General features: G+C 59.5%; 25 protein-coding genes, 1 tRNA gene and 1 pseudogene. 16 read left to right on the top strand and 11 right to left on the bottom strand.

Annotated elements, in window-relative coordinates; genetic code table 11:
- Nucleotides 1-26: 26 nt before the first annotated feature.
- The 8 genes from map to rplQ are packed head-to-tail and all read left to right on the top strand — an operon-like array spanning nt 27 to nt 4,267.
- Nucleotides 27-803, top strand: a complete 777-nt coding sequence (gene map / locus NQ492_RS06600; RefSeq protein WP_015547065.1) for a type I methionyl aminopeptidase — start codon at nt 27-29, stop codon at nt 801-803.
- 6 nt (nt 804-809) lie between these two features.
- Nucleotides 810-1,028, top strand: coding sequence for a translation initiation factor IF-1 (infA, locus tag NQ492_RS06595; protein WP_015547066.1), 219 nt, complete (start codon nt 810-812; stop codon nt 1,026-1,028).
- 18 nt (nt 1,029-1,046) lie between these two features.
- Nucleotides 1,047-1,163 carry a type B 50S ribosomal protein L36 gene (ykgO, locus tag NQ492_RS06590; protein ID WP_010262443.1) on the top strand — a complete coding sequence of 39 codons (117 nt, stop codon included), beginning with the start codon at nt 1,047-1,049 and terminating at the stop codon, nt 1,161-1,163.
- A 37-nt stretch (nt 1,164-1,200) separates the two neighbouring features.
- Nucleotides 1,201-1,581, top strand: coding sequence for a 30S ribosomal protein S13 (gene rpsM / locus NQ492_RS06585; protein WP_015547067.1), 381 nt, complete (start codon nt 1,201-1,203; stop codon nt 1,579-1,581).
- A 13-nt stretch (nt 1,582-1,594) separates the two neighbouring features.
- On the top strand, nt 1,595-1,984 hold the full coding sequence (gene rpsK / locus NQ492_RS06580) for a 30S ribosomal protein S11 (RefSeq protein WP_015547068.1): 390 nt from the start codon (nt 1,595-1,597) through the stop codon (nt 1,982-1,984).
- A 50-nt stretch (nt 1,985-2,034) separates the two neighbouring features.
- A complete protein-coding gene (gene rpsD / locus NQ492_RS06575; RefSeq protein ID WP_015547069.1) occupies nt 2,035-2,643 on the top strand; it encodes a 30S ribosomal protein S4 in 609 nt (202 codons plus the stop codon).
- A 23-nt stretch (nt 2,644-2,666) separates the two neighbouring features.
- Nucleotides 2,667-3,659 (top strand): DNA-directed RNA polymerase subunit alpha, encoded by a 993-nt coding sequence (locus NQ492_RS06570; protein ID WP_044054329.1) that lies wholly within the window; start codon nt 2,667-2,669, stop codon nt 3,657-3,659.
- Between the two features lie 2 nt (nt 3,660-3,661).
- Nucleotides 3,662-4,267, top strand: coding sequence for a 50S ribosomal protein L17 (gene rplQ / locus NQ492_RS06565; protein WP_015547071.1), 606 nt, complete (start codon nt 3,662-3,664; stop codon nt 4,265-4,267).
- A gap of 216 nt (nt 4,268-4,483) precedes the next feature.
- Here the strand turns inward: rplQ and NQ492_RS06560 are convergent, their stop codons facing one another.
- From NQ492_RS06560 to lysS, 4 genes are all read right to left on the bottom strand, one after another.
- On the bottom strand, nt 4,484-4,948 hold the full coding sequence (locus NQ492_RS06560; protein WP_015547072.1) for a MaoC family dehydratase: 465 nt from the start codon (nt 4,946-4,948) through the stop codon (nt 4,484-4,486).
- A 135-nt stretch (nt 4,949-5,083) separates the two neighbouring features.
- Nucleotides 5,084-6,274, bottom strand: coding sequence for a PHP domain-containing protein (locus tag NQ492_RS06555; protein ID WP_015547073.1), 1,191 nt, complete (start codon nt 6,272-6,274; stop codon nt 5,084-5,086).
- A 93-nt stretch (nt 6,275-6,367) separates the two neighbouring features.
- A complete protein-coding gene (gene tpiA / locus NQ492_RS06550) occupies nt 6,368-7,126 on the bottom strand; it encodes a triose-phosphate isomerase (RefSeq protein ID WP_015547074.1) in 759 nt (252 codons plus the stop codon).
- A gap of 221 nt (nt 7,127-7,347) precedes the next feature.
- On the bottom strand, nt 7,348-9,066 hold the full coding sequence (gene lysS, locus NQ492_RS06545) for a lysine--tRNA ligase (RefSeq protein WP_015547075.1): 1,719 nt from the start codon (nt 9,064-9,066) through the stop codon (nt 7,348-7,350).
- Between the two features lie 182 nt (nt 9,067-9,248).
- On the opposite strand from lysS, the gene NQ492_RS06540 reads away from it, so the two are divergent.
- On the top strand, nt 9,249-11,333 hold the full coding sequence (locus NQ492_RS06540; protein WP_015547076.1) for a DNA/RNA non-specific endonuclease: 2,085 nt from the start codon (nt 9,249-9,251) through the stop codon (nt 11,331-11,333).
- A 33-nt stretch (nt 11,334-11,366) separates the two neighbouring features.
- Here NQ492_RS06540 and NQ492_RS06535 read toward each other — a convergent pair whose 3' ends face one another.
- The 5 genes from NQ492_RS06535 to NQ492_RS06515 all read right to left on the bottom strand — a co-directional run bounded on the left by NQ492_RS06535 (nt 11,367) and on the right by NQ492_RS06515 (nt 16,831).
- Nucleotides 11,367-12,035, bottom strand: coding sequence for a phosphatase PAP2 family protein (locus tag NQ492_RS06535; RefSeq protein ID WP_015547077.1), 669 nt, complete (start codon nt 12,033-12,035; stop codon nt 11,367-11,369).
- Nucleotides 12,036-12,215: 180 nt separating this feature from the next.
- Nucleotides 12,216-13,721 carry an MBOAT family O-acyltransferase gene (locus NQ492_RS06530; protein WP_015547078.1) on the bottom strand — a complete coding sequence of 502 codons (1,506 nt, stop codon included), beginning with the start codon at nt 13,719-13,721 and terminating at the stop codon, nt 12,216-12,218.
- Nucleotides 13,718-15,304 carry an SGNH/GDSL hydrolase family protein gene (locus NQ492_RS06525; protein ID WP_015547079.1) on the bottom strand — a complete coding sequence of 529 codons (1,587 nt, stop codon included), beginning with the start codon at nt 15,302-15,304 and terminating at the stop codon, nt 13,718-13,720. The genes NQ492_RS06530 and NQ492_RS06525 overlap by 4 nt, the downstream gene beginning before the upstream one ends.
- Nucleotides 15,305-15,311: 7 nt before the next feature.
- Nucleotides 15,312-16,061 (bottom strand): zinc metallopeptidase, encoded by a 750-nt coding sequence (locus NQ492_RS06520; protein ID WP_015547080.1) that lies wholly within the window; start codon nt 16,059-16,061, stop codon nt 15,312-15,314.
- An 8-nt stretch (nt 16,062-16,069) separates the two neighbouring features.
- Nucleotides 16,070-16,831: an SDR family NAD(P)-dependent oxidoreductase gene (locus tag NQ492_RS06515; RefSeq protein WP_015547081.1), complete on the bottom strand. Its 762-nt coding sequence runs from the start codon at nt 16,829-16,831 to the stop codon at nt 16,070-16,072.
- A 167-nt stretch (nt 16,832-16,998) separates the two neighbouring features.
- Here NQ492_RS06515 and NQ492_RS06510 point away from each other — a divergent pair, with 167 nt between their 5' ends.
- The 5 genes from NQ492_RS06510 to NQ492_RS06490 all read left to right on the top strand — a co-directional run bounded on the left by NQ492_RS06510 (nt 16,999) and on the right by NQ492_RS06490 (nt 20,288).
- The gene (locus NQ492_RS06510; RefSeq protein ID WP_044054771.1) at nt 16,999-18,243 is read left to right on the top strand and encodes an ABC transporter permease; all 1,245 of its coding nucleotides are present in this window, start codon (nt 16,999-17,001) and stop codon (nt 18,241-18,243) included.
- Nucleotides 18,240-18,956, top strand: a complete 717-nt coding sequence (ubiE, locus tag NQ492_RS06505; RefSeq protein ID WP_015547082.1) for a bifunctional demethylmenaquinone methyltransferase/2-methoxy-6-polyprenyl-1,4-benzoquinol methylase UbiE — start codon at nt 18,240-18,242, stop codon at nt 18,954-18,956. The genes NQ492_RS06510 and ubiE overlap by 4 nt, the downstream gene beginning before the upstream one ends.
- Nucleotides 18,953-19,468, top strand: a complete 516-nt coding sequence (locus NQ492_RS06500; protein WP_015547083.1) for a hypothetical protein — start codon at nt 18,953-18,955, stop codon at nt 19,466-19,468. Before ubiE ends, NQ492_RS06500 begins: the two co-directional genes overlap by 4 nt.
- On the top strand, nt 19,468-19,947 hold the full coding sequence (locus tag NQ492_RS06495; RefSeq protein WP_015547084.1) for a hypothetical protein: 480 nt from the start codon (nt 19,468-19,470) through the stop codon (nt 19,945-19,947). The genes NQ492_RS06500 and NQ492_RS06495 overlap by 1 nt, the downstream gene beginning before the upstream one ends.
- Nucleotides 19,948-20,048: 101 nt before the next feature.
- Nucleotides 20,049-20,288, top strand: a complete 240-nt coding sequence (locus tag NQ492_RS06490) for a hypothetical protein (RefSeq protein ID WP_015547085.1) — start codon at nt 20,049-20,051, stop codon at nt 20,286-20,288.
- Nucleotides 20,289-20,679: 391 nt separating this feature from the next.
- Here NQ492_RS06490 and NQ492_RS06485 read toward each other — a convergent pair.
- Nucleotides 20,680-21,618, bottom strand: a pseudogene (locus tag NQ492_RS06485) (IS256 family transposase, variant Zn-binding type); the annotation flags it as partial.
- Between the two features lie 181 nt (nt 21,619-21,799).
- Here NQ492_RS06485 and NQ492_RS06480 point away from each other — a divergent pair.
- Complete coding sequence (locus tag NQ492_RS06480; protein ID WP_015547086.1) at nt 21,800-22,414, top strand: flavodoxin family protein; 615 nt, start codon at nt 21,800-21,802, stop codon at nt 22,412-22,414.
- 87 nt (nt 22,415-22,501) lie between these two features.
- Nucleotides 22,502-22,589: transfer RNA gene (locus NQ492_RS06475), tRNA-Ser, on the top strand.
- A 60-nt stretch (nt 22,590-22,649) separates the two neighbouring features.
- Here the strand turns inward: NQ492_RS06475 and NQ492_RS06470 are convergent.
- Nucleotides 22,650-23,024 carry a hypothetical protein gene (locus NQ492_RS06470; protein ID WP_015547087.1) on the bottom strand — a complete coding sequence of 125 codons (375 nt, stop codon included), beginning with the start codon at nt 23,022-23,024 and terminating at the stop codon, nt 22,650-22,652.
- Nucleotides 23,025-23,037 lie beyond the last annotated feature (13 nt).

Below are 23,037 nucleotides of genomic sequence, written 5' to 3'. Positions count from 1 at the left end.
TTTCCGAAGAGTTCTTAAGCGAAGAAATGATCTATTTAAAGACAGACGAGGAGATAGAGCTGCTCCGGGAGAACAACATCCTGGTGTCGGAGACGCTGGCGGAAGTGGGTCGCCACATTCGTCCGGGCGTCACCACCAAGGAGTTGGATTCGATTGCCGAGGATTTCATCCGCGCGCACGGAGCAGTTCCCGCCTTCCTCGGGTATCAGGGATTTCCCGCTTCGTTGTGTATATCGGTAAACGAACAGGTGGTTCACGGTATCCCATCCTCGAAATGCGTTCTCAAAGAGGGCGACATCGTTTCGGTCGATTGCGGTACGTTTATGAAGGGGTTTGTTGGTGATTCGGCATATACGTTTGCCGTTGGCGAGGTTGCCGGGGAAGTTAGGCAGCTGATGGACGTCACCAAAGAGGCTCTTTATAAAGGTACGGCGCAGGCCAAAGCCGGCAACCGCGTAGGCGACGTGTCGGCAGCCGTGCAGGAGTACGCCGAAAGTTTCGGCTACGGAGTCGTGCGCGAACTGGAGGGACACGGACTGGGTCGGAAAATGCACGAAGACCCCGGTGTTCCCAATTACGGCGCACGCGGCAGAGGACCGCTCCTGAAGGAGGGCATGGTCATCTGCATCGAACCCATGATCAACATGGGGACCAAAGCGGTGGTTTTCGAACGGGATGGCTGGACGGTCCGCACGCAGGACCACAAACCGGCGGCGCACTACGAGTTCGCCGTTGCGGTCCGCAAATCGGGACCCGATGTCCTGACGGACTTCAGTATCATCGAAAAGGCAATAAACAATTAAGACTCTATGGCAAAACAAACTGCTATTGAAAGGGACGGGACGATTATCGAGGCGCTGTCCAACGCGATGTTCCGCGTCGAACTGGACAACGGCCACATTCTCACGGCCCATATCTCGGGAAAGATGCGTATGCACTACATCAAGATCCTTCCCGGAGATAAAGTAAAAGTGGAGATGACGCCCTATGACCTTACGAAGGGACGTATATCTTTCCGGTACAAATAATTAGATTGCTTGAAAATCATGAAAGTTAAAGCATCCATCAAGAAAAGAAGCGAGGATTGCAAGATTGTGAAGCGTAAAGGCAAACTTTATGTCATTTGCAAAAAGAATCCCAAGTTTAAAATGCGCCAGGGGTAATGTTTTTTAAACAAGTCAAAAAAGAAAAAGAATTTATATGGCACGTATAGTCGGTGTAGATTTACCGAAAAACAAAAGAGGCGAGATCGGCCTGACCTATATCTACGGTATCGGTCGTTCGACGGCTCGTAAGATTCTCGAGACCGCTGGCATCAGCTACGATCTCAAAGTACAGGATTGGTCGGACGACCAGATCGGTGCGATCCGTTCGACGATCGCCGACCTGGGTCTGAAAGTCGAGGGCGAATGCCGTTCGATGGTCCAGCTGAACATCAAGCGCCTGATGGACATCGGCTGCTACCGCGGCATCCGTCACCGTTTGGGTCTTCCCGTCCGCGGTCAGTCGACCAAGAACAACGCGCGTACCCGCAAGGGCCGCAAGAAGACTGTCGCAAACAAGAAAAAGGCAACGAAGTAATCTTTAGAGAATTATGGCAAAGAAAACTGGAACAGTTAAGAAAAAGGTTGTTAAGGTCGGTGCGCTGGGCAATGTCTATGTACACTCCACTTTCAACAACGTAATCATCACCATCACCAACGAGGTGGGCGATGTCATCAGCTGGTCGTCGGCCGGCAAGATGGGCTTCCGTGGTTCGAAGAAGAATACTCCGTATGCAGCACAGACCGCTTCGGCGGATTGCGCCAAGGTCGCTTACGACATGGGCCTGCGCAAGGTGAAGGTTTATGTGAAGGGTCCGGGTGCAGGCCGCGAGTCGGCCGTGCGCACGATCCACGGCGCCGGTATCGAGGTGATGGAGATCATCGACGTTACGCCGCTGCCGCACAACGGCTGCCGTGCTCCTAACCGCCGCCGCGTATAATTCAGGCACAGGTTAAGGATAATTTCAAGGTTTTAAAAAAAGACAGAACAATGGGAAAATACATAGGACCTAAATCGAAAATCGCCCGTAAATTCGGCGAAGCTATCTATGGTGCGGATAAGGTGCTCGAAAAGCGCAACTATCCTCCCGGACAGCATGGTCTGGCGCGCAAGCGCAAGAAAGTGTCGGAGTACGGCACGCAGTTGAGCGAGAAGCAGAAGGCGAAGTACACGTACGGCCTGCTGGAGAAGCAGTTCTCGCGCACCTACGAGCAGGCTGCCCGCATGGGCGGTATCACGGGTGAGAACCTGCTGAAGCTGCTGGAGTGCCGCCTGGACAACGTCGTTTACCGCTTGGGTATCGCCCCGACGCGTGCGGCTGCCCGCCAGCTCGTTTCGCACTGCCACATCTGCGTGAACGGCAGCGTCGTGAACATCCCCTCGTACTCGCTGCGCGCGGGTGACGTGGTGTCGGTTCGCGAGAAGTCGAAGAGTCTGGAAGTGATCTCGGCATCCCTGGCCGGCTCGTCGAAGAGCCGCTACGCCTGGTTGGAGTGGGACAACGCCTCGATGAGCGGCCGTTTCCTGCAGAAACCCGAGCGTGAGGAGATCCCCGAGAACATCAAGGAGCAGCTCATCGTCGAGTTGTACTCGAAGTAGTAATCAAAACAAATTCACCTATTATGGCAATATTAGCATTCCAGAAACCTGAGAAGGTTATTATGCTTGAATCCACTTCGTCGTTCGGGAAGTTCGAATTCCGACCGCTGGAGCCCGGATTCGGTATGACTGTCGGTAACGCTTTGCGTCGTATTCTGCTCTCTTCGCTGGAGGGTTACGCAATCACGACTGTCAAGGTAGCCGGTGTCGATCACGAGTTTGCCGCTATCCCCGGTGTGATGGAGGATATGTTGAACATCATCCTCAATCTGAAGCAGGTTCGTTTTATCCGCACAGTCGATAATCAGGATGCCGAAAAAGTATCCATTAACGTTGCGGGTGTTACGGAGCTGACTGCCGGATATATCTCGAATTACCTGTCGTTCTTCAAGGTCCTCAATCCCGACCTGGTGATCTGTCACCTGGCCCCGGGAACGAAGATGCAGATGACGCTCACGATCGGCAAAGGCCGCGGCTACGTGCCTGCCGAGGAGAACGCTCCCGCTGAAAGCGAGTTCGGAACGCTTCCGATCGACTCGATCTTCACGCCCATCAAGAACGTGAAGTACTCGATCGAAAACTACCGCGTCGAGCAGAAGACCGACTACGAGAAGCTGAATTTGGAAATTACCACCGACGGGTCGATTCACCCCAAAGAGGCTCTGAAAGAGGCCGCAAAAATTCTCATCCAGCACTTCATGCTCTTCTCCGACGAGAAGATCACCGTCAACATGGAAGACACGAACGGTGCCGAGGAGTTCGATGAGGATGTACTCCACATGCGTCAGCTGCTGAAGACGAAGCTCTCGGATCAGGACCTTTCGGTCCGCGCCCTGAACTGCCTGAAGGCCGCCGATGTCGATACGGTGGGGGATCTCGTGAAGCTGAACCGCAACGACCTGCTGAAGTTCCGCAACTTCGGCAAGAAGTCGCTGACGGAGCTGGACGAGTTGCTGACCTCGCTCAACCTGAAGTTCGGTATGGACGTATCAATCTACAAACTTGACAAAGATTAATTATGAGACACAATAAGAATTTCAACCACCTGGGCCGTCAGGCAGGCCACCGCAAGGCCATGCTGTCGAACATGGCCACGTCGCTGATCCTGCACAAACGCATCGAAACGACGGTTGCCAAGGCCAAGGCCGTTCAGCGTTTCGTGGAGCCTCTGGTCACCAAGTCGAAGGAGGACACGACGCACTCGCGCCGTATCGTATTCTCGTACCTGAAACAGAAAGAGGCCGTTACGGAGCTGTTCCGTACGATCGCGCCGAAGATTTCGGAGCGTCCGGGCGGTTACACCCGCATCCTGAAGACCGGTTTCCGTCTGGGCGATGCTGCCGACATGTGCATCATCGAGTTCGTTGACTTCAACGAGCCTTACACGCTGGGTATCGCTCCCGCAGCCGCTTCGGAGGCAAAACCGAAGACGCGCCGTTCGCGCAAGTCGGCCGCCAAGGCTACCGACGCCGTCGAGGAGGCTACCGTCGTCGAGGGCGAGGCTAAAAAGGCCGCACCCAAGAAGGCTGCCGCCCCGAAGAAGCCCGCAGCGCCGAAGGCCGCTTCGGCCAAGGCTGCGGCTCCGAAGGTTGCGAAGAAGACCAATGTGGGCAAAAAAATGTAGCCTTTTGGATTTGTAAGCGGATATTCCCGCACATCCTAAACAAAACCCGAATGGGACGTCCGTCAGGACTACCCATCCGGGTTTTTTATTACGATGCACGAAAAATCGGTTTCGGCTTATGTCGTGCTTGAAGCCTTTCGCCTGCAATCGAAAATCGCCGCAACAAAAACAGGGACTGTGTAAACAGCCCCTGTTTAATTTACGATCCGTTTGGCGCTATTGGAAATGATAGAGAAACACGACCGTCGCATCGAGGGCCGTTTTGGGGCTGTCCTTGATTTCGAGCGACACCTTGATCTCCGCCTTGGCGATGCCGCGGAGGTTTGCGAGCGACACCAGCGAGGCGCGCAGCCGGACTGCGTCGCCTGCCAGCACAGGCCGGTTGAAGCGCAGTTTCTCGATGCCGTAGTTGACCAGCATCTTCACGTTGTTGACCTCCAGAATTTGTCCCCAGAGGTAGGGGAGCACCGAAAGGTTCAGGTAGCCGTGCGCAATGGTCGATTTATAAGGGCTTTCCGTCCGGGCGCGCTCCGTGTCCACGTGAATCCACTGGTGGTCGAGCGTGGCGTCGGCGAAAAGGTCGATCTGCTCCTGCGTGATCGTCAGGTAGTCGGAAACACCCAGCTCCTGACCTATGTGCTGGGCGAATTCGTTGAAATTGTTGATGATTAACCGGCTCATGTCGTTTTGTTATGTGCTGTAAATATACGAAAAAAGTTTGTTCCGGCCGCATTCGGCCCGTTTTTGAACATCTTTGCGGAGGGCATGGAAATCCCCGGCCGTCGACGGGCCGGGGATTTTTTAACGGGTGCGGGATTACAGATTGATCTCGATCCGGGGATGATCCTTCTCGGAGTACCACATGTTTTCGACGGTGACGTCGAGCGGCTTGTCACGTCCTACGGTGGTCATCAGCGTCGAGAACGGCTTGAGCACGACGGGATTCTGCCCCGGGAAGCGGAGGACGTACTCCACCGAACTGCCGTTCGTGAGGCTTACCGTGCGGCGGCCGTTGCTCGGGTCGGTGTGGAGCACCTTTGTCCGGACCGATGCCGTGAAGAGGTCCTTCAGCAGCTGTTCGTCGCCCGCTATCGTGCCGAACGAATAGGCCAGCGTGCGGCGCGCTTCGAGCGCCTCGCGCAGCGCTTCGAGCGAGTTGTTCCGGGCGAAGATCAGCGTCATGTTGCGGCTGTGGCCCTGAAGCCGGTAGGTCTCGGCCGTCGCATCGTGGATGTCGGTATTCGCCGACACGAACAGTTTGCGGGCGTGGGCGCGTGCGATGGCTTTGGGGTAGAACTCTGCGCCGTTCATAATTTCGATGCCGTCGATCAGCCCTTCGCCGTAGGCTTTGACTTCGAACTCGGGGTGTTCGAGGCTCTTGCGCCGCCAGCCCGGATGGTTGTGCATCACCAGCGCCCCCTGCGCCTTGGCGTTGCGGAGCGATTGCAGGGCGTCGGTGGCGTAGAGGGAGTTGTTGTCCGTGGTGAAAAGGGCGTTGTAGTGGCCGTAGGCGATCGGTTCGCGGGTGATCTCGGCGCCGGGAATGATCGTCAGACCGTATTTTCGGGCGGTCTCCCGGGCCAGTTTCACCGGGAGGTTCAGATCCGACTGGATGCCCCGTTCGTCGGCGCTCCTCCGGATGATGTTGTTGTTTATGGCCTCCGTACCTTCGGGAACGTAGCCTTTGAGGAAGTTCAGCATCTTGCCTTCGTGGCGGCGGTATTCCACGTGTTCGGTGATCGCCAGCACGTCCAGGCCGTCGTACCACGCTTCGCGGACGCGGAATTCGGGCGTGCAGTCGCCGTCGGAGTAGACCGAGTGGGTGTGCAGGTCGGCTTTGTAGACGTTGTAGCCGTTCACCTCGGGCAGTATGAATTCCGCGCGCTGTGCGGCGATGCGCCCGGTGTGGCGCGTGATGTCGGGATTGTAGGCGTCGGTGTAGTAGCCTTGCGCGCTTGCGGCGCATGCCGCCGAGAGTGCGGCGGCGAGAAACAGCAGTTTTTTCATGGTGTCGTAGTTATGGTTGGGAAATCCGGGTCGGATAAAGAGACAGAGGCCCCTTGCAGGGGGCTCTGTCCGTAATTGTACGCTGTCGCGGTATTACTTCGAGAACCCCTTGCCGATGGCGAGGAAGTCCTCTGCCTTGAGGGCTGCGCCGCCGATCAGGCCGCCGTCCACGTCCTCCTTGGCGAAGATTTCGGCGGCGTTCGAGGGCTTGCACGAACCGCCGTAGAGGATCGCCGTCTCCTGTGCCGCTGCGCCGAACTTGGCGGTGAGCACCTGGCGGATGTAGGCGTGGATCTCCTGTGCCTGCTCTGCCGAAGCGGTCTTGCCCGTACCGATGGCCCAAACCGGTTCGTAAGCGATCACGAGGTTCTTGTACTGCTCCTCGGTGAGGTTGTAAACCACCTCTTCGATCTGGGCCTTCACCACGTCGAAGTGTTTGCCGGCCTCGCGCTCGTCGAGGTTCTCGCCGACGCAGTAGATGGGGATCAGCCCGTTTGCATAGGCCTGCGCCATCTTCTTGTTGAGCGTCGCGGAGGTCTCGCCGTAGTACTGGCGGCGCTCCGAGTGGCCGAGGATCACGTATTTGCATCCCAGCGCCGCGATCATCGAGGCAGCGATCTCACCCGTGTAGGCGCCTTTGGCTTCGGTGGCGCAGTCCTGCGCGCCGAGTGCGACGTCCGAACCCTTCAGGGCCTCGGCAACCATCGCCAGATGGGTGAACGGCGGGCAGACGATGAAGTTCACGCACGAGCAAACCTCTCCGCGGCCTGCCACGACGCCTTTGGCCAGTTCGACACCTTCGGCGGGAAGCGTGTTCATCTTCCAGTTGCCGGCAACAATTTTCTTTCTCATAGTTGTAATTCTTTTTTATGTTAATAAGTCTACCTTTTGTATAGCAAGAATCCCGGTTTCGCATGCGCGGCGTTCCGCCGCGTTTGCAATTCTACCCTCCCCTAAATCCCCTCCTCGGAGGGGACTTTATCGCGATGTTTCCGGTTTTTGGGCCGAAGCCGCGGTCTGCCGATCCGCTTCGGGTAAATCGAAAATTTTCTGACCGGGTCGTTCCGTAATTTTTAATTCAGCCACGCCTTGACCTCGTCGATCGAGGGGGCTTTCAGTCCGAGCTTGTTCTTCTTGTTGAATCCGCACAGGTCGTTGAAGAACTTGCCGGGGGCGAGTTTGCGGAGCGACTCGACGGTGAGGTACCCCATCTTCTGAATCACCGGAACCCACTCTTCGGGAACGCCGATGGCGGTGTAGGCCTCCGCGGGATCGTTCACGACCTTCTTCTCGGGGCGCATCTGCGGGAAGAACAGCACGTCCTGGATCGAGGACTGGTCGGTCATAAACATCGTCAGCCGGTCGATGCCGATGCCCATTCCCGAGCAGGTCGGCATGCCGTATTCCAGCGCGCGCACGAAGTCCATGTCGATGAACATGGCCTCGTCGTCGCCCTTCTCCGAGAGACGCAACTGCTCCTGGAAACGCTCCAGCTGGTCGATCGGGTCGTTCAGCTCCGAATAGGCGTTGCACAGCTCCTTGCCGTTGACGAACAGTTCGAAACGCTCCGTCAGGTCGGGGTTCGAGCGGTGACGCTTGCACAGCGGCGACATCTCGCGCGGGTAGTCCGTGATGAAGGTGGGCTGGATCAGCTCCTCCTCGCAGTACTGCCCGAAGATGGCGTCGATCAGCTTGCCCTTGCCAAAGGTCTCGTCGACCTCGACGTTCAACTGCTTGCACGCTTCGCGCAGCTCCTCCTCCGAGCGGCCCGTGATGTCGTAGCCGGTCTTTTCGCGGATGGCGTCGGTCATCGTCAGACGGCGGAACGGGGCCTTGAACGAGATCGGCTTGCCGTCGATCGTCAGCTCCGTCGTGCCGTTCACGGCCATGGCCACCCGTTCGAGCATCTGCTCGGTGAACTCCATCATCCAGAGGTAGTCCTTGTAGGCCACGTAAATCTCCATGCACGTGAACTCGGGGTTGTGCGTGCGGTCCATGCCCTCGTTGCGGAAGTTCTTGCCGAACTCGTAGACGCCGTCGAATCCGCCGACGATCAGTTTCTTGAGGTAAAGTTCCGTGGCGATGCGCAGGTAGAGGTCGATGTCGAGCGAGTTGTGGTGGGTGATGAACGGACGCGCCGATGCGCCGCCGGGGATGGGCTGGAGGATCGGGGTCTCGACCTCGATGTAGCCCCGTTCGTTGAAGAACTCGCGCATCGTGGCCATGATCCTGGCGCGGCGGACGAAGGTCTCCTTCACCTGCGGGTTGACGATCAGGTCCAAATACCGCTGGCGGTAGCGCACCTCCGGGTCGGTGAAGGCATCGAACGTCTTGCCGTCCTTCTCCTTGACGACGGGCAGCGGGCGGATCGACTTCGACAGCACGGTGAACTTACGGCAGTGCACCGACAGTTCTCCGGTGTTGGTATGGAAGACGAATCCCTCCACGCCGATGAAGTCGCCGATGTCGAGCAGTTTCTTGAAAACCGTGTTGTAGAGCGTCGGATCGCCTTCGGGGCAGATGTCGTCGCGGCGGATGTAGACCTGAATGCGGCCCGTGTGGTCCTGTAGCTCGAAGAACGAGGCGCTGCCCATGATGCGGCGCGACATGATGCGGCCGGCGATGCGGACGTCCTGGAAATTCTTCTTCGCGTCGTCGTAGTTATCGGCGATTTCGCGCGCCGTGGCCGTCACTTCGTAACGGGCGGCGGGGTAGGGTTCGATGCCCAGGTTGCGCAACGCCGTGAGCGACTGCCTGCGAAGCTGTTCCTGTTCGCTGAGTTCGATTGCCATATCGTGTGTTTTTGATGTATCGTTTTATATCCGTGCAAAATTAGTGAAAAAAGGGCAAAGTAGCAACTCTTTCCGCAATCGGCTGCAACCGCGGCGCGGCGGCCCGGGAAAACCGGGCGCGGGCGGTTGTTGTTTATTTGGTTTTTATCGCTATATTTGTGTGTCTGACTAAAACCTGAATTATGAAACAACTCTCCATTCTCTTTCGCGGCACGCTGGGTTTCCCCTTCCCGGTTTCAGGGGCGTTCGCCCTGTGCCTGCTGCTGCTCGCCTCGTGCGGCGGCGACGACTCTTCGGACGAGGGCTATGCCGCCATTGAATCCGCATCGTTCACCTTCGACGAAACGACTCCGGCGAACAATGCGGTCCGTGTGATCGCCAACACCGGGTGGCAGGTTTTCTGGACGCCCGAGTCGGCTGCCGTCCGGGTGGAACCCGTCTCGGGTTCCGGTAACGGAGTGTTCTACGTGCGGGACATGCCCAAGGGCGCTTCCGTTCAGGTGGGCGTGCGCGCCGCCTCGGGCAAGACCTCGGGCAAGCCGGTCACCGTGACCCGCGCCGCCGATGCCGTCGGGGTGACGCTCTCGGTCGCTCCCGGCAACTTGGATTTCAACCCCGCGGGGGAGAATCGCATTACGGTAACTTCCAATGCTGCGTGGCAGGCTTCGTGTCCCGATGCGGCGCTCAAATTCTCGCCCGCCTCGGGTACGGGCGACGGGGTGATCACCGTCAGCGACGTTCCTGCGGGCAAGCGTTGCGTGCTTACCGTCACTGCCGGAACGGGTTCGGACGCCAAGTCGGAAACCGTGGAGATCGTTCGCCGGGCGGATGTTCAGGACGATCCTTTCTTCACGCTCGATTTCGGCGACGGAGCCGGCGGGGTCTGGGCCGATGGCAATCAGGAGTGGAAAACCCAGACCGGGGCGGGAGCCTCGACGGTGAGCTATGAGGTCTACAACATGCGCATCAACAACGACAATTTCGGTTCGGCGGGCAAGTACGCCGGTGCTTCCGGGAAGGCCTATGCCAAGTTGTTCTACGACCCGGCGAAGACCTATTTCACGATCGCGCATATCGCGTTGCCGGTCGCCGAGACCGACTACACGCTTTCGTTCGGGGCGATTTTCGAGGCGGGCGACATGACCCTTGCGATCAGCGCCGACGGCAAGAGCTGGAAACCGCTGACCTATACGGCTGCTCCGACCTACAACACCTGGACGTTGACCAGGGTGGGCTTCACGCTGAAGGAGCCGGTCGGCGAGCTGTACATCCGCTTCTCGCCGACGGGTACGGAGCGCGCCTACGGACTGAATTTCGACGACATCCGGCTCTCGGCAGGCGGCGGCGGTCAGCAGGTCGACCTCGGGACGACTGTCGCCGGCTACCGCTGGGCGGAACTTCCCGCGACGCCCGCCGATATGACCCATAAGAAAATCCACACTTTCTGGGCCTCGACCGTCACTTCGAAGCAGTATTTGCGCAACTACACCTACTGCTACGACACGCGCCGCCACAGTCCGCTGTGGATCGCCCATCCGCAGCACGCCTGTTATCAGGAGGGCGGCTGGACGCGTCCGGCCACCGATCCCTGGGCGCAGGACCCGAACATGACCGTCGGGGAGCAGGCCGTGATGTGGCCGATTGACGGAAGGGCCAAGTCTCTCGTCTCGGATACGCCCGAGGGGCCTTATCAATGGCAGCGCGGCCATCTGCTGGCATCGAGCTACCGCGGATGCGGCGATAAGAACAATCCGGCGGAGATCAACAAGCAGACATTCCTCGCCTGCAATATTTCGGCTCAGCGGATGGATAACAGCAAGGCGTTCCAGACCCTCTGGGCGGCGGCCGAGCGGCGGTTTACCGATCAGTATGTCTGCGCCGATACGCTCTATTGCGTTTCGGGCGCCTATTTTGCCGACGAGAATACCCGGGCCTACGATTACAGCTGGATTTCGGGCGATGTGAGGTGTTCGCCCGTGGGGTATTCGAAAGAGTGCATCGTGCCGACCCATTACTACAAGCTGCTGCTGCGTACCCGTAGCGGCAACCTCCGCAAGCCGATTCAGGAGTGCTCGGCCGGCGAGTTGAAGGCCGTGGGGTTCTGGTTCGAGAATGCCGACGTGATCAAGGGGTCGACGGCGCCGACGCTGGGGGCCGAATTCATGGTGTCGGTCGAGGAGATCGAAAAAATCACGGGCTTCACCTTCTTCCCCGACGTTCCCGCCGAAGTCAAGCGGCAATGCGTCCCCTCGGATTGGGGATTCTGATCCGTGTGATGCGACAAAACGGAAAAGGAGCTGCTATTGCAGCTCCTTTTTTGGGCGGGACAGTCTCCGGTAGGTCCAGAAGGCCGCCAGTCCCAGCGCGATGCCGACCGCCGTACCCCACACGAGGTCCATCGGGTAGTGTTTGCCCAGATAGATGCGTGAGTAGCAGATCAGGAGGGTGGAGAGAACCATCAGTCCCGTGAACCACCGCCGGCGGATGACCGAGGCCGACAGCACGGCCAGCGTGACAATGACCGCCGCATGGGCCGAGACGGTCCCGAAGCGGCCGCTCACGGCCTCGACGGGGACGTGTACGACCCAGTCGTGTGTGATGCCCGCGGCGGCGAGCGAGTCGGGCGTCAGCCAGCGCAGTTTGCGCAGCGAGTCGGGAGCGATCTCCAGCCCTTCGAGCGCGGGGGTGAACATCGGCCGCCAGCGCGGTTCGAAGTCGGGCAGCAGCCCGCCCAGCACGCCGTTGTGCTTGAAGATTCCCGAAATCATGTCCGAGAGGACCAGCGCGGCGATCATCAGCGCCGTGAAGAGGATGACGTTGCGCCATCCGTCGCGGCGCCACACGAGCCAGAGGATCAGCGCGTAGAGCGGCAGCCACATCGTCGTGCCCGAGACGGTCAGCATCAGGCGGTCCATGAAGGGGCCGCCGTCGAAATTCAGGGCTAAAAAGAGGTTATGGTCGCAATTCATAGGCTAAAAGTCGAAGGTGAAAGTTCGGGCAGATAATCCGGTTGCCGGATTGTCCGCATTCCGGTTGCGTCGCGACAAGCCCCCGGCAAGGCGGAGGTTTGGGGGTGGGTCCAATTTGTAAACGCCGCTGCAAGCGGCGAAAACGACATTCCGGGATGCATGAGCGGGTCCATATACGTATCAGAACTGGAAATAGATAAACGGCTGTATGTCGCTGGATTTGATCTGCATGACGCACCAGATCATCGCCGCGGCCATCAGGACCTGCAGAACCAGCGGCGCATGGACCACGATCCGCTGCGCGACGGCGTCGACGGCCGACGGCAGCAGGTGCAGGATGTAACCCGCGGCGATCAGCGCGAAGACGGCGGCGTAGCCCGTCACGACCTGCGGGATCATCGCGGCGTTGAAGTTTTCGAAAATCTGGTGCAGCATCAGCGAGACGGTCTGCATCGACTCGGCGCGGAACATCAGCCACCCCAGGCAGACGATGTTGAACGTCAGGAGCATGCCCGCCGCGCGGCTCCACCAGTGCATCTGCGCTCCGGTGGCCTTGGCGCCCGGAACGAGGGCCATCCAGAGTTTGTGCAGCGCCAGGGCCGCGCCGTGCAGTCCGCCCCAGAGGATGAAACGCACCGCTGCGCCGTGCCACAGTCCGCCCAGCAGCATCGTCAGGAGCAGGTTGCCGTAGGTCCGGATGCGGCCCTTGCGGTTGCCGCCCAGCGAAATGTAGAGGTAGTCGCGCAGCCACGTCGAGAGCGAGATGTGCCACCGCCGCCAGAACTCGGTGATCGTCGCCGACTTGTAGGGTGCGTCGAAGTTCTTCGGGAAGCGGAAGCCCAGCAGCAGGGCGATGCCGATGGCCATGTCCGAATAGCCCGAGAAGTCGCAGTAGATTTGCAGCGCATAGCCGTAGATGCCCATCAGGCACTCGAATCCCGAGTAGAGCAGCGGTTCGTCGAAGATGCGGTCGACGAAGTTGAGCGAGATGTAGTCCGAAATGATCGCCTTTTTGAACAGGCCCGTGAGGATCAGGAAGACGCCCGTGCCGAACATCTCGCGCGTGACCACGACCGGGTTCTGCCGGATCTGCGGGATGAAGTCCCGGGCGCGGACGATCGGGCCGGCCACCAGCTGCGGAAAGAACGACAGGTAAAAGAGATAGTCGAGCCAGTTGGACAAAGGCTTCAGCTGGCCGCGGTAAATGTCTATGGTGTAGCTCATCGACTGGAAAACGAAGAACGAGATGCCGACCGGGAGGAAGATGTTCTGGAATTGCAGGAAGCCTTGTCCGAACAGCTGGTTGGAGATGTCGATGAGGAAGTTCGTGTACTTGAAATACCCCAGCATGCCGAGGTTCACCGCGACGCTCAATACCACCAGCCAGCGTTTCGTCCACCGGAAGCGCGCCCGGTAGATGCCCCGGGCGATCAGGAAGTCGCTCGCCGCGGCGAAGACGAGCAGCAGGAAATAGATGCCGCTCGACTTGTAGTAGAAATAGAGCGAGAAGGCGATGACGTAGACGATGCGGGCCATCGGTGCGCGGCGGAAGACGCTGTAAACGAGCAGGAATCCCGCGAAGAGGAACAGGAACAGCCCGCTGCTGAAAATCAGCGGCGAGGAGGCGTCGTAGGCAAACAGCGCCTGGAGCCTGTCGGTGATGCCGTCCGTTGCGGGAAAGGTCATTGCGCGCGCGGGTTAAGGGGTGCGGAGGACGGGAGGATGCTGCGGTCGACGGCGGCCCTGCGCGCCGAGTCGAGGACGGCCTGCGCCGCCGTGCGGCGCAGGCTGGCGATCCGCTGCTCGGTGTAGACTTCCGAGACTCCGGCGTTGATGGCGTCGAACAGCGCCCATGCCACGCGGCGCCCTCCGGCGTAGTTGATGTGGGTGTAGTCCTTGCCCGCCCAGCCGTTCTTGACGAACTGTTCCATGCCGCCCAGGGCGCGCATGGCGTCGCACGTGGGCCAGAAGGCCGCGCCCGTGTTCCGAGCCGCACGGCGCTGGCAGTCGAGCATGTGGGGGATGGCGTCCATCGGTTCGAATCCGGCGTCGGTCTTCACCGAACGGTCGCTGACGCCCAGCACGAGCACCGCCGCCCCCGGGAAGCACTGGCGGACATAGGCGATCATCTTCTCGATCTGTCCGGCGTAGTTGGTGTAGTTCTTCACGCCCGGCTGCATGATGTTCAGCCCGTACTGGAGCACCACCAGATCGTAGCCCAGCATGGCGTTGATCTGGGCGTTGACCGACGGGTTGGTCCAGAACATCGCCTGCCCGTTGTTGCTGCGCACGGAGTAGTTGTCGACCACGACGCCCCGGCCTTCGAAAACCGCTCCGTAGCCGACGAAGTCCTCCGCGCCGGAGAGCACCTTGAAGGCGAGCGAGCGGACACGGGGGGCCGAAACGGCGATCTGCCGCACGGCGTCATCGCCCGCGATGTCGAATTCGCGGCGCTGGGCGTCGTTGAGCGTCACCTCGACGCGGCTGTCGCGGGGCGAGAGGAAGAAGACGCGCGCCGTGGTGCACGAATCGAGGCGTTTGCGGTAGTCGGTGCTCTCCCAGCGGGTCGAAGCCCCGGCCGCAGGCTGGCTCACCCAGCCCGAGACGTAGAAATTCTCGCGCAGGCGCGCGGGTGCGGCTTTGCGCTGCATGATGTTGTAGGTCGTCCAGCCCTTCGACTGGGTTTTGACCGTGCGCCGGAACGCCGTCAGCGGCGAGGCCATCGGGGCGAATCCCGCGCCGCCGCCCGAGTAGGCCGACTGGAGCCGTTCGCGCAGGTCGGCCGTGAGGATGTCGCCCTCGACGAACGAGTCGCCCAGGAAGGCGATGCGCACCGGGCGCGGAGCGTTGAGCAGCGTGTCGCAGAAGGCTCGGATGCGTCCGCTGTCGCTGAAATCCTCGATCGGGGTCAGCGTCGCGACGAAGCGCGCCGAGTCGGGCACGGCGCGTTCGCGGCGGGCCGTGTCCTGCGCGAGGAGCCATTCGTAGGTGATCTGCACCTCGCGCGGGGTGGTGTCGGCCTCGATGCGTTCGGCGACGGCGGCCATGTCGATATGGAACTCCTCTTCGTCGAAGAGCGCCGGCTCGGCGGCGGGTTCGGCCGCTTCGGCGTCGTCGAACGAAAGGAGGTCCGAGAGGATGTTGGCACGGCGGAGTTTCACGCCCCCGACGCTTTGCGGAGGGATGAAACTTACGGCCACGAGCACTGCGATGAGCGCTGCGGCCGCCAGCCAGCTGTGGTGGGTGTAATCTTTTCCGGGGGTGTTCATCGGTGGGTCAGTCGCGCCGTCCGAGGATCAGGAAGACGTAGTAAAGCACCGACGCGATGGCGCTCAACGCCGCTACGAGGTAAGTGCGGGCCGCCCACGAGAGGGCCTCTTTGGCCTGCGCGAGCTGTGCTCCCTGCATCGTGCGGCTGGTCTGGAGCCACTCCACGGCGCGGGCCGAGGCGTTGTACTCGACGGGCAGCGTGATGAGCGAGAAGAGGGCCGACATGGCAATCATGCCCACGCCGATCCAGCACAGCAGTTCGTTCTGCGTCGAGGCGAGGATGACGAGACCCAGGATGATGACCCACGTGGCGGCCGTCGAGGCGAACTGCACGACGGGAACCAGCTGCGAACGCAGCGTCAGCGGGGCGTAACCGCGGGCGTGCTGCACGGCGTGGCCGCACTCGTGGGCCGCCACGGCCGCGGCGGCGACGCTCGACGACGAGTAGACCGAGTCGCTCAGGTTGACGGTCATCGTCTGCGGGTTGAAATGGTCGGTGAGGTGTCCGCCCACGTGCGTCACCTTCACGTTGTGGATGTTGTTGTCGCGCAGCATCTTCTCGGCGACCTCGGCGCCGGTCAGCCCGCCGGGGAACTGCACCTTCGAATACTTCTTGAACACCGATTGCAGGCGCGCCTGCACGATGAACCCGATGACGCCGATGGCGATGATCAGGACGAACATGCCCATCGTCGCGGCGTCGTAGCGCGCGGCGTGCGGCTCTGCATAGTAACCTGCCTGGAGCAGGGCAATCATAGGAAATGTCATAGCGTTGTCTGTTTTGTTTTCCGGTGCGTGTAATACGCTCCCGCCTGCTGCGAGGGCATCAGCACCATATCATTAACGTTCATATGGGCGGGTAATTGTGCCGCCCATGCGATTGCTTCCGCAATGTCGGCGCCGGTGAGCGGTTCGACGCCGTCGTAAACCGCGTCGGCGCGCTTCTTGTCGCCGTGGAAACGCACTTCGGAAAATTCGGTCTCGACCATTCCCGGGCGGATCTCCGTCACCTTGATCCCGGCCGAAAGTAGGTCGGCGCGCATCGACTGCGAAATGGCGTGCACGGCGTGTTTCGAGGCGCAGTAGACCGCGCCGTTCTCGTAGGCCTCGGTCCCGGCGATCGAGCCGATGTTGAAGATGTGCCCGCGGCCCGCGGCGACCATCTTGGGCGCGATGACGCGCGTGACGTAGAGAAGCCCCTTGACGTTGGTGTCGATCATGGCGTCCCAGTCGCGCGTGTCGCCCAGGTCGATGTGCTCCAGTCCGGCGGCGAGACCCGCGTTGTTGACCAGCAGGTCGATGTTTTCGAGCGGAGAGAGGTTGCGGCGCACCTCCTCCTCGGAGCGCACGTCGAAGGCGAGCGTCGTGCAGCGGCCGCCCGCCGCTTCGATCTCCGCGCGCAGCGTCGCGAGCCGGTCGGCCCGGCGGCCCGTGGCGATGACGGCGTATCCTTCCTTTGCCAGCCGGAGCGCCGTGGCGCGTCCGATGCCCGAAGTGGCTCCCGTAATCAATGCCTGTTTTTGCATACGAAAAACGTTTGTTTTCCGCAAAGATACAAAAAAGTAGGATGGCTGCAAAACAGAATTGCGGGCGCGTTTGTAAAACCTTCCGGCTGATAAAAAGTGTCGTTACGATACCGGAAATACGAAATTTATATGTTACTTTGTACAAATTTTCGACAAGACAGCGCACCGTGAATCTCGCCTTTTTCATCGCACGCCGCATGGCGCAGCCCGCGCCCGGGAACAAGCCCGGGGTGATGGAGCGTATCGCCGTGGTGTCGGTGGCGCTGGGGATGGCGGTGATGATCCTCGCGATGGCCGTCATCATGGGCTTCAAACGCGAGGTGGCGCGCAAGATGACGGGGTTTGCGGCTCACGTCGCGGTGACCGACATAAGGGGCGTGAACGCGCTCGATGCGCAGCCCGTGCGCCGCAGCGCGCATGTCGAGGAGCTGATCCGCCGGACCGACGGGTTCGTGGCGATGGCTCCCTATGCCGTCAAGGGGGGCATCGTCCGCACGGCCGACGCCGTGGGCGAGGTGATGCTCAAGGGTGTCGAGGCGGATTACGACTGGTCGTATTTCCGCGAATGGCTCGTCGCGGGGGAGCTGCCCCGTGTGGGCGGCGAGGTCCGCACGAAGGACATCCTGCTGTCGCGCACGCTGGCCGACAAACTGCTGCTGGGCGTGGGCGACAAGGTCGAGATGCTGTTCGTCGAGCCGGGCGAAATGCCGCGCCGCGACCGTTTCAAGGTGGCGGGCGTCTACGAGTCGGGGATGGAGGAGATGGACGGCGTGGTGGTCGTGACGGACATCCGCAACGTGCAGCGGCTCTCGGAGTGGGGACCGGACGAGATTTCGGGCTACGAGATCCTGACGCGCTCGCTGGCTGGCGCCGACACGTTCGCCCGGACGCTGGGCCGGACGCTGTTGTACGATGATGCCGAAGATTCCGAAAACCTCGCCGTGACGAGCGTCCGGGAGCGGTACGCCAATATTTTCGACTGGCTGAAGGCCCACGATGTGAACGCCGCGGTGGTGATCGTCATCATGCTCGTGGTGGCCTTCTTCAACATGACCTCGGCGCTGCTGATCCTCGTGCTGGAGCGGACGCGGATGATCGGCCTGCTGAAAGCCCTCGGGATGCGCAACGGCTGCCTGCGGCGCATCTTCCTCTGGCGGGCGGCGCTGGTGACCCTGCGGGGGCTGGCGTGGGGCAATGCCGCCGGACTGGGGTTGTGCCTCGTGCAGAAATGGACGCATCTGGTGAAGCTCAGCTCCGAGGGATACCTGCTCTCGGAGGTGCCCGTGTCGCTGGGCTGGGGCTGGTGGCTGGCGCTCAACGCGGGGTTCGTCGCCGCGATCGTCGCCCTGCTGGTGATCCCGACGGCCGTGGTCTCCACCGTGAAGCCCGAAGAAACGATTAGATACGAATGAAACCATACAATACAGATCAGACCAAAAAGGAGGAGGTGCGCGAGATGTTCGACAACATCGCGCCGAAGTACGACCTGCTGAACCATACGCTTTCGATGAGCATCGACCGCGTGTGGCGCCGCCGCGTGGTCGGCGAGGTGCGCCGCGCAAAGCCCGGCCGCATCCTGGACGTGGCGACCGGAACGGGCGACCTGGCGATTGCCATGGCCCGCCGCATCCGCGACGTGCAGGTGCTCGGGGTGGACCTTTCGGAGCAGATGCTCGCCGTGGCACGCCGCAAGATCGAGGCCCGGGGGTTGGACGGGCGCATCGTCCTCGACCGGGGCGATGCCGAGCGTCTCGCTGTGGCCGATGCGTCGGTCGATGTGGCGACCGTGGCGTTCGGGGTGCGCAACTTCGGAGACCTCGGGGCCGGGCTGCGCGAACTGGCCCGCACAATAAAACCCGGGGGCAAAGTCGTTATCCTGGAGTTTTCGCGTCCCCGCAACCGGGTGTTCCGGGCGTTGTACGAATTTTATTCCTACAAAATCCTGCCCCGCATCGGCGGGCTGGTGTCGCGCGACAAACGGGCCTACGAGTATCTTCCGGCCTCGGTCGGGGAGTTTCCCGCGCCGGAGGAGTTCATGGCGATGATGGCCCGGGCGGGATTTCGCAACTGCCGGGCGCGGAGCCAGAGTTTCGGTATCGCACAAATATATATAGGAGAAAGATGAAGATGATACAACGTTATTCGGTGTACGTATTGCTGCTGGCGGTCGCGGTGTCGCTCTCTTCGTGCCGCCGCGCCGTGGAGAAGGCCCGGCGCAACATCCGCTTCGAGGGCATTGAAAGGGTCGAGCGTCAGGGACTGACGGGCGCCGAGGTGGTCGTGCGGGTGATGAACGATACGGGTTACAAGCTGGTGCTCGATGCCGCGGAAATGGGCGTTTACTATGCCGGCGGCCGTGTGGGGACGGTCGTCCTGCGCGAGGCGGTCGAAGTGCCCCGCCGTACGACGGACAGCTTCCGGACCTTGTGGCAACTGAAAATCTCCGACCCGCTGGCGCTCTACGTGCTGGCCCGGAAGGTGAAGTCGGGCGATCTGTCGCAGGTCGAGGTGTCGTATGCCGTGGAAGGGCGCGGAGGCCCGGCTCCCGTGAAAATTTCGCGCGAACGGATGCCGTTGTCGGATTTTTTGAATACCTTTGGCCTTACGATCGAGGACGTTAAAAAACAGTTGAAATAATGCGCAGATTGCTTTTCCTCATGCCGATTCTCCTGTGCGCGGCCGTTTCCGCGCACGCGCAGTCGCTCGACGCCTTTAAGCAGCGTCTGGCGGAACCCACGCCCGGGGCGACGCTTTTCAACCGGGCGCAGGTCACCGTCACCGAGCATGACGACGCCGCACGCGCCGTGGCCGACGCCGCGCGCGCCGGGCAGCGGCTCTATTTCGAGGGTTTTCACCGGGTCTGCGTCTTTTCGGACAACGGGCCTGCGGCGCGCGACGGGGCTTTTGCCGCCAAGGCGCTGTTCGAGGAGACTTATCCCGACGTGAAGGTTTACGTGGATTACGAGATTCCCTATTTCATCGTTTCGGCGGGCAACTGCCTGACCAAGGAGGAGGCCATCATGCTCAAGGGGCGTGTGTCGGCGACCTTCCCGAAGGCTTTTCTCAAGCAGCTGAAGAGGGAGAAATCCCCGATTTCCAACCTTTTGGACCAATAAAAGTCCGGTTTCGAAAAATAATTCTTTTTTCTTTGCTTTTCCCGGGCGAATATTTAACTTTGCGGCGTTACGGAACAATTAACAATTAAATGTTTAACGCCATGAAAAAGATTGTCTCTTTTGTCATCGTCCTGGCTGCCGTCGCAATGGTAGGCTGCTGTGGAAATTCGAACAAGAAGGCTGCCGAGGGCGCTGCCGCCGCTGCCGCTACCGAAGCTTCGGCTTGCGCAAACTGCGCCGAGAAGTGCGATTCGACGGCTGCATGCTGCGCCGAGAAGGCCGATTCGACCAAGGCCTGCTGCGAGAAATCGTGCTGCGAGAAGGCCGAGGCAAACAAGTAGTCGCCGGTTAGGTTTGAGAGTGAGGGAGATTCTTCGGAATCCCCCTTTTTTGTTGCCGCACGGAATTGCCGTGCGGTTTTAGATTCGGCGCGGAATGTGTACGGGGAGTGGAAAAAATGAGGCGTATAGGTCATTTCGGGTGCTAAAATCGTTGTAATACTGGTGTCTGTCAGTATGATATGACCATTCAAAACTTTTGAACACATATTTGATGCGAGCGCTTTCGCTCTATAGGTCAAAACGGGTGCTGAAAATGGCACCCGTTTTTGGTGGATTCATCTGTATTTTGTTATTTTGCATTGCGGCTTAAAGCGTAACGGAGCTCTGCTGGGGAGCACCTCCGCCAGGAATAAAGCCGTCCAATATGCATAATGCGATTCAGGAGATGGCCTTAGCGGTTGTCTCCTTTTTCATTATGCAATTTGGCATATGCCAAGAAAAACCCGTTCATCATCCGCTTGCGGTTTTCCTCAATCATTCCCGGATGATTCCGCAAGGCTTTCTTCATGTCGGTGAATGTGCCTTCGATCATATTGTTTGTGTTGGGCATACCTCTGACTTTCTCGTATGTAAACAAAAAAGGAAGGTAGGTCGATATGCTGACCATGGCAGATCTGAGCCGTTGATGGGTATATATCGTGCGTCCGGTAATCTCGTTGACCGTCTTTTCTTTCAGGAAGTCATGCCATTTCCTCTTCCATTTCTCAAATGCACTGACGAATGCACTTTCATTCATGTCTTTTAGACGGTATGCAAGATCCAATAACTCCTTTCCTGCCTCAAGTTGCGGATTCTTGGTCAGTTTTCTTCTTATTATCGCCACCATGTGGAACTGGCACATCTGTATTCTGTATTCCGAAAGGACGGTAAACAGCTTTTGAAAACCATCAATGACAATCCCCTGAATGGCATACCCGCATCCTACTATATGTTTCACAGCGTCCTCGTAATCACTGATGTGCTCGTGGGCGATATGCTTCATGTAAAGAAGTCTGCCGCTTCCGCTTTCCAGAGCCAGCAGCACTCCTGTATTGCGCCCAAAATACGTGGCGTCGAGATGTATCACACCGCTTCCTTTGATCCTAGGCTGTTCCCAGCTGAACGAAATGGAGGCAAGCCGACGTGTCACGGTCGAAGCACTGAGACCTGTAGTTTCACTGATCTGGGCTATTGTCTGCTTGCCGTGCAGGTACATCTCCCAGATGTCTTCTTTTGTAAAATCACGCCCGCCGCTGAAGCGGCGTCCACAAACCATGCACTTGTATCGTTGGACGCTTTTGCGTTTTCCGTCCTTCTTTACAATGGGGGAATTGCATGTCGGGCATTTTTTTGTTCATAATGCAATTTCTATATTTTCAAATGCCAAAATATACTGAAAATCAAATAGAATGCCACGCTATCGGCACCCGTTTTGACCTATAGCGTGGCGTTTTCCTGTTTTTGAGGCGTTTCAGCACCCGTTTTGACTAATAAGTCAAAAATGATTGTTTTTGCATGAAATACCCGCAATTATGAAAGTACTGCTTATCAACGGAAGTCCCCGCCGCGAGGGGAACACCTTCATCGCGCTTTCCGAAGCGGCCCGCGCGCTCGAAGCCGAGGGCGTCGGGGCGGAGATCGTCTCGATCGGAACCAAGGCCGTGCAGGGATGCATCGCCTGCGGAAAGTGCGCCGAACTGGGGCGCTGCGTCTTCAACGACGCGCTTTACAACGAGGTTCGCGAGAAACTCGTCGGGGCCGACGCCCTGGTGGTCGGTTCGCTGGTCTACTATGCCGGGCCGAACGGGTCGCTGTGCGCCCTGCTGGACCGGCTGTTCTACTCCTGTTCCGACCGCCTGGCCTACAAGCCTGCCGCGGCGGTGGCCGTATGCCGCCGGGGCGGGGCGAGCGCGACGTTCGACCGGCTGAACAAGTATTTCACGATTTCAAACATGCCCGTCGTGTCGTCGCAATACTGGAACAGCGTCCACGGGAGGCTGCCGGGCGAGGCGGCGCAGGACGCCGAAGGGTTGCAGACGATGCGCGTGCTGGCCCGCAACATGGCGCGGATGCTCCGGGCCGGACTGCTGGCTTCGGAAGGCCGTCCCGAACCGGAAGAGCGGGTCGTGACGAGTTTTATCCGCTGAAAGGCCCGTCCGCAGGGCGGATGAACGGAAAAAGAGCGCCGCTATTTGCAGAATCGGGAAATATTGTGTACTTTTGGGGCACCTTTCGGAAAGATGCAGGAGTGGTTGAACTGGCCCGCCTGGAAAGCGAGTAAACCCCTAAAGGGTTTCAGGGGTTCGAATCCCCTTCTTTCCGCAGCATGCGAAAACCGGGTTGCAAGCGATCTTGCAGCCCGGTTTCTTTTGCGGTTCAGGGTCAGTCGACGCGGGTTTTCCGGCCGGGGTGCTCCGTCTCTTTCTCGCGCACGACGGCGAGCACTTCCTCGACGATTGCGGTCAGCGTCCACGAGGCGTTCGGCCTGCGGGCATGCAGGCGGTCGCACGCGAGCCGGATGGCGTCGAGCAGTTTCAGCGCGATCAGGATGTACGGCGGCAGTTTGAGTTTCGAGATGTCGTACTTCTCCTTGTTGAGGTAGTTCAGGAACGTGTCGTAGGTCGTGCCTAACAGATACTTGCCGAAGGTCTCGAAGACCAGTTTGAGGTTACGGTTGGCATTTTCGCGCTCGAAGTGGAACGATTTGAGGGCTTGCGCAATCAGAATGCGCCATTTCAGGTGTTCGGAAACGTACATATTAAGCGGATTT

The sequence above is a fragment of the Alistipes shahii WAL 8301 genome (assembly GCF_025145845.1).
Taxonomy (GTDB): Bacteria; Bacteroidota; Bacteroidia; order Bacteroidales; family Rikenellaceae; genus Alistipes; species Alistipes shahii.
This window is presented reverse-complemented; position numbering and strand designations above follow the sequence as displayed.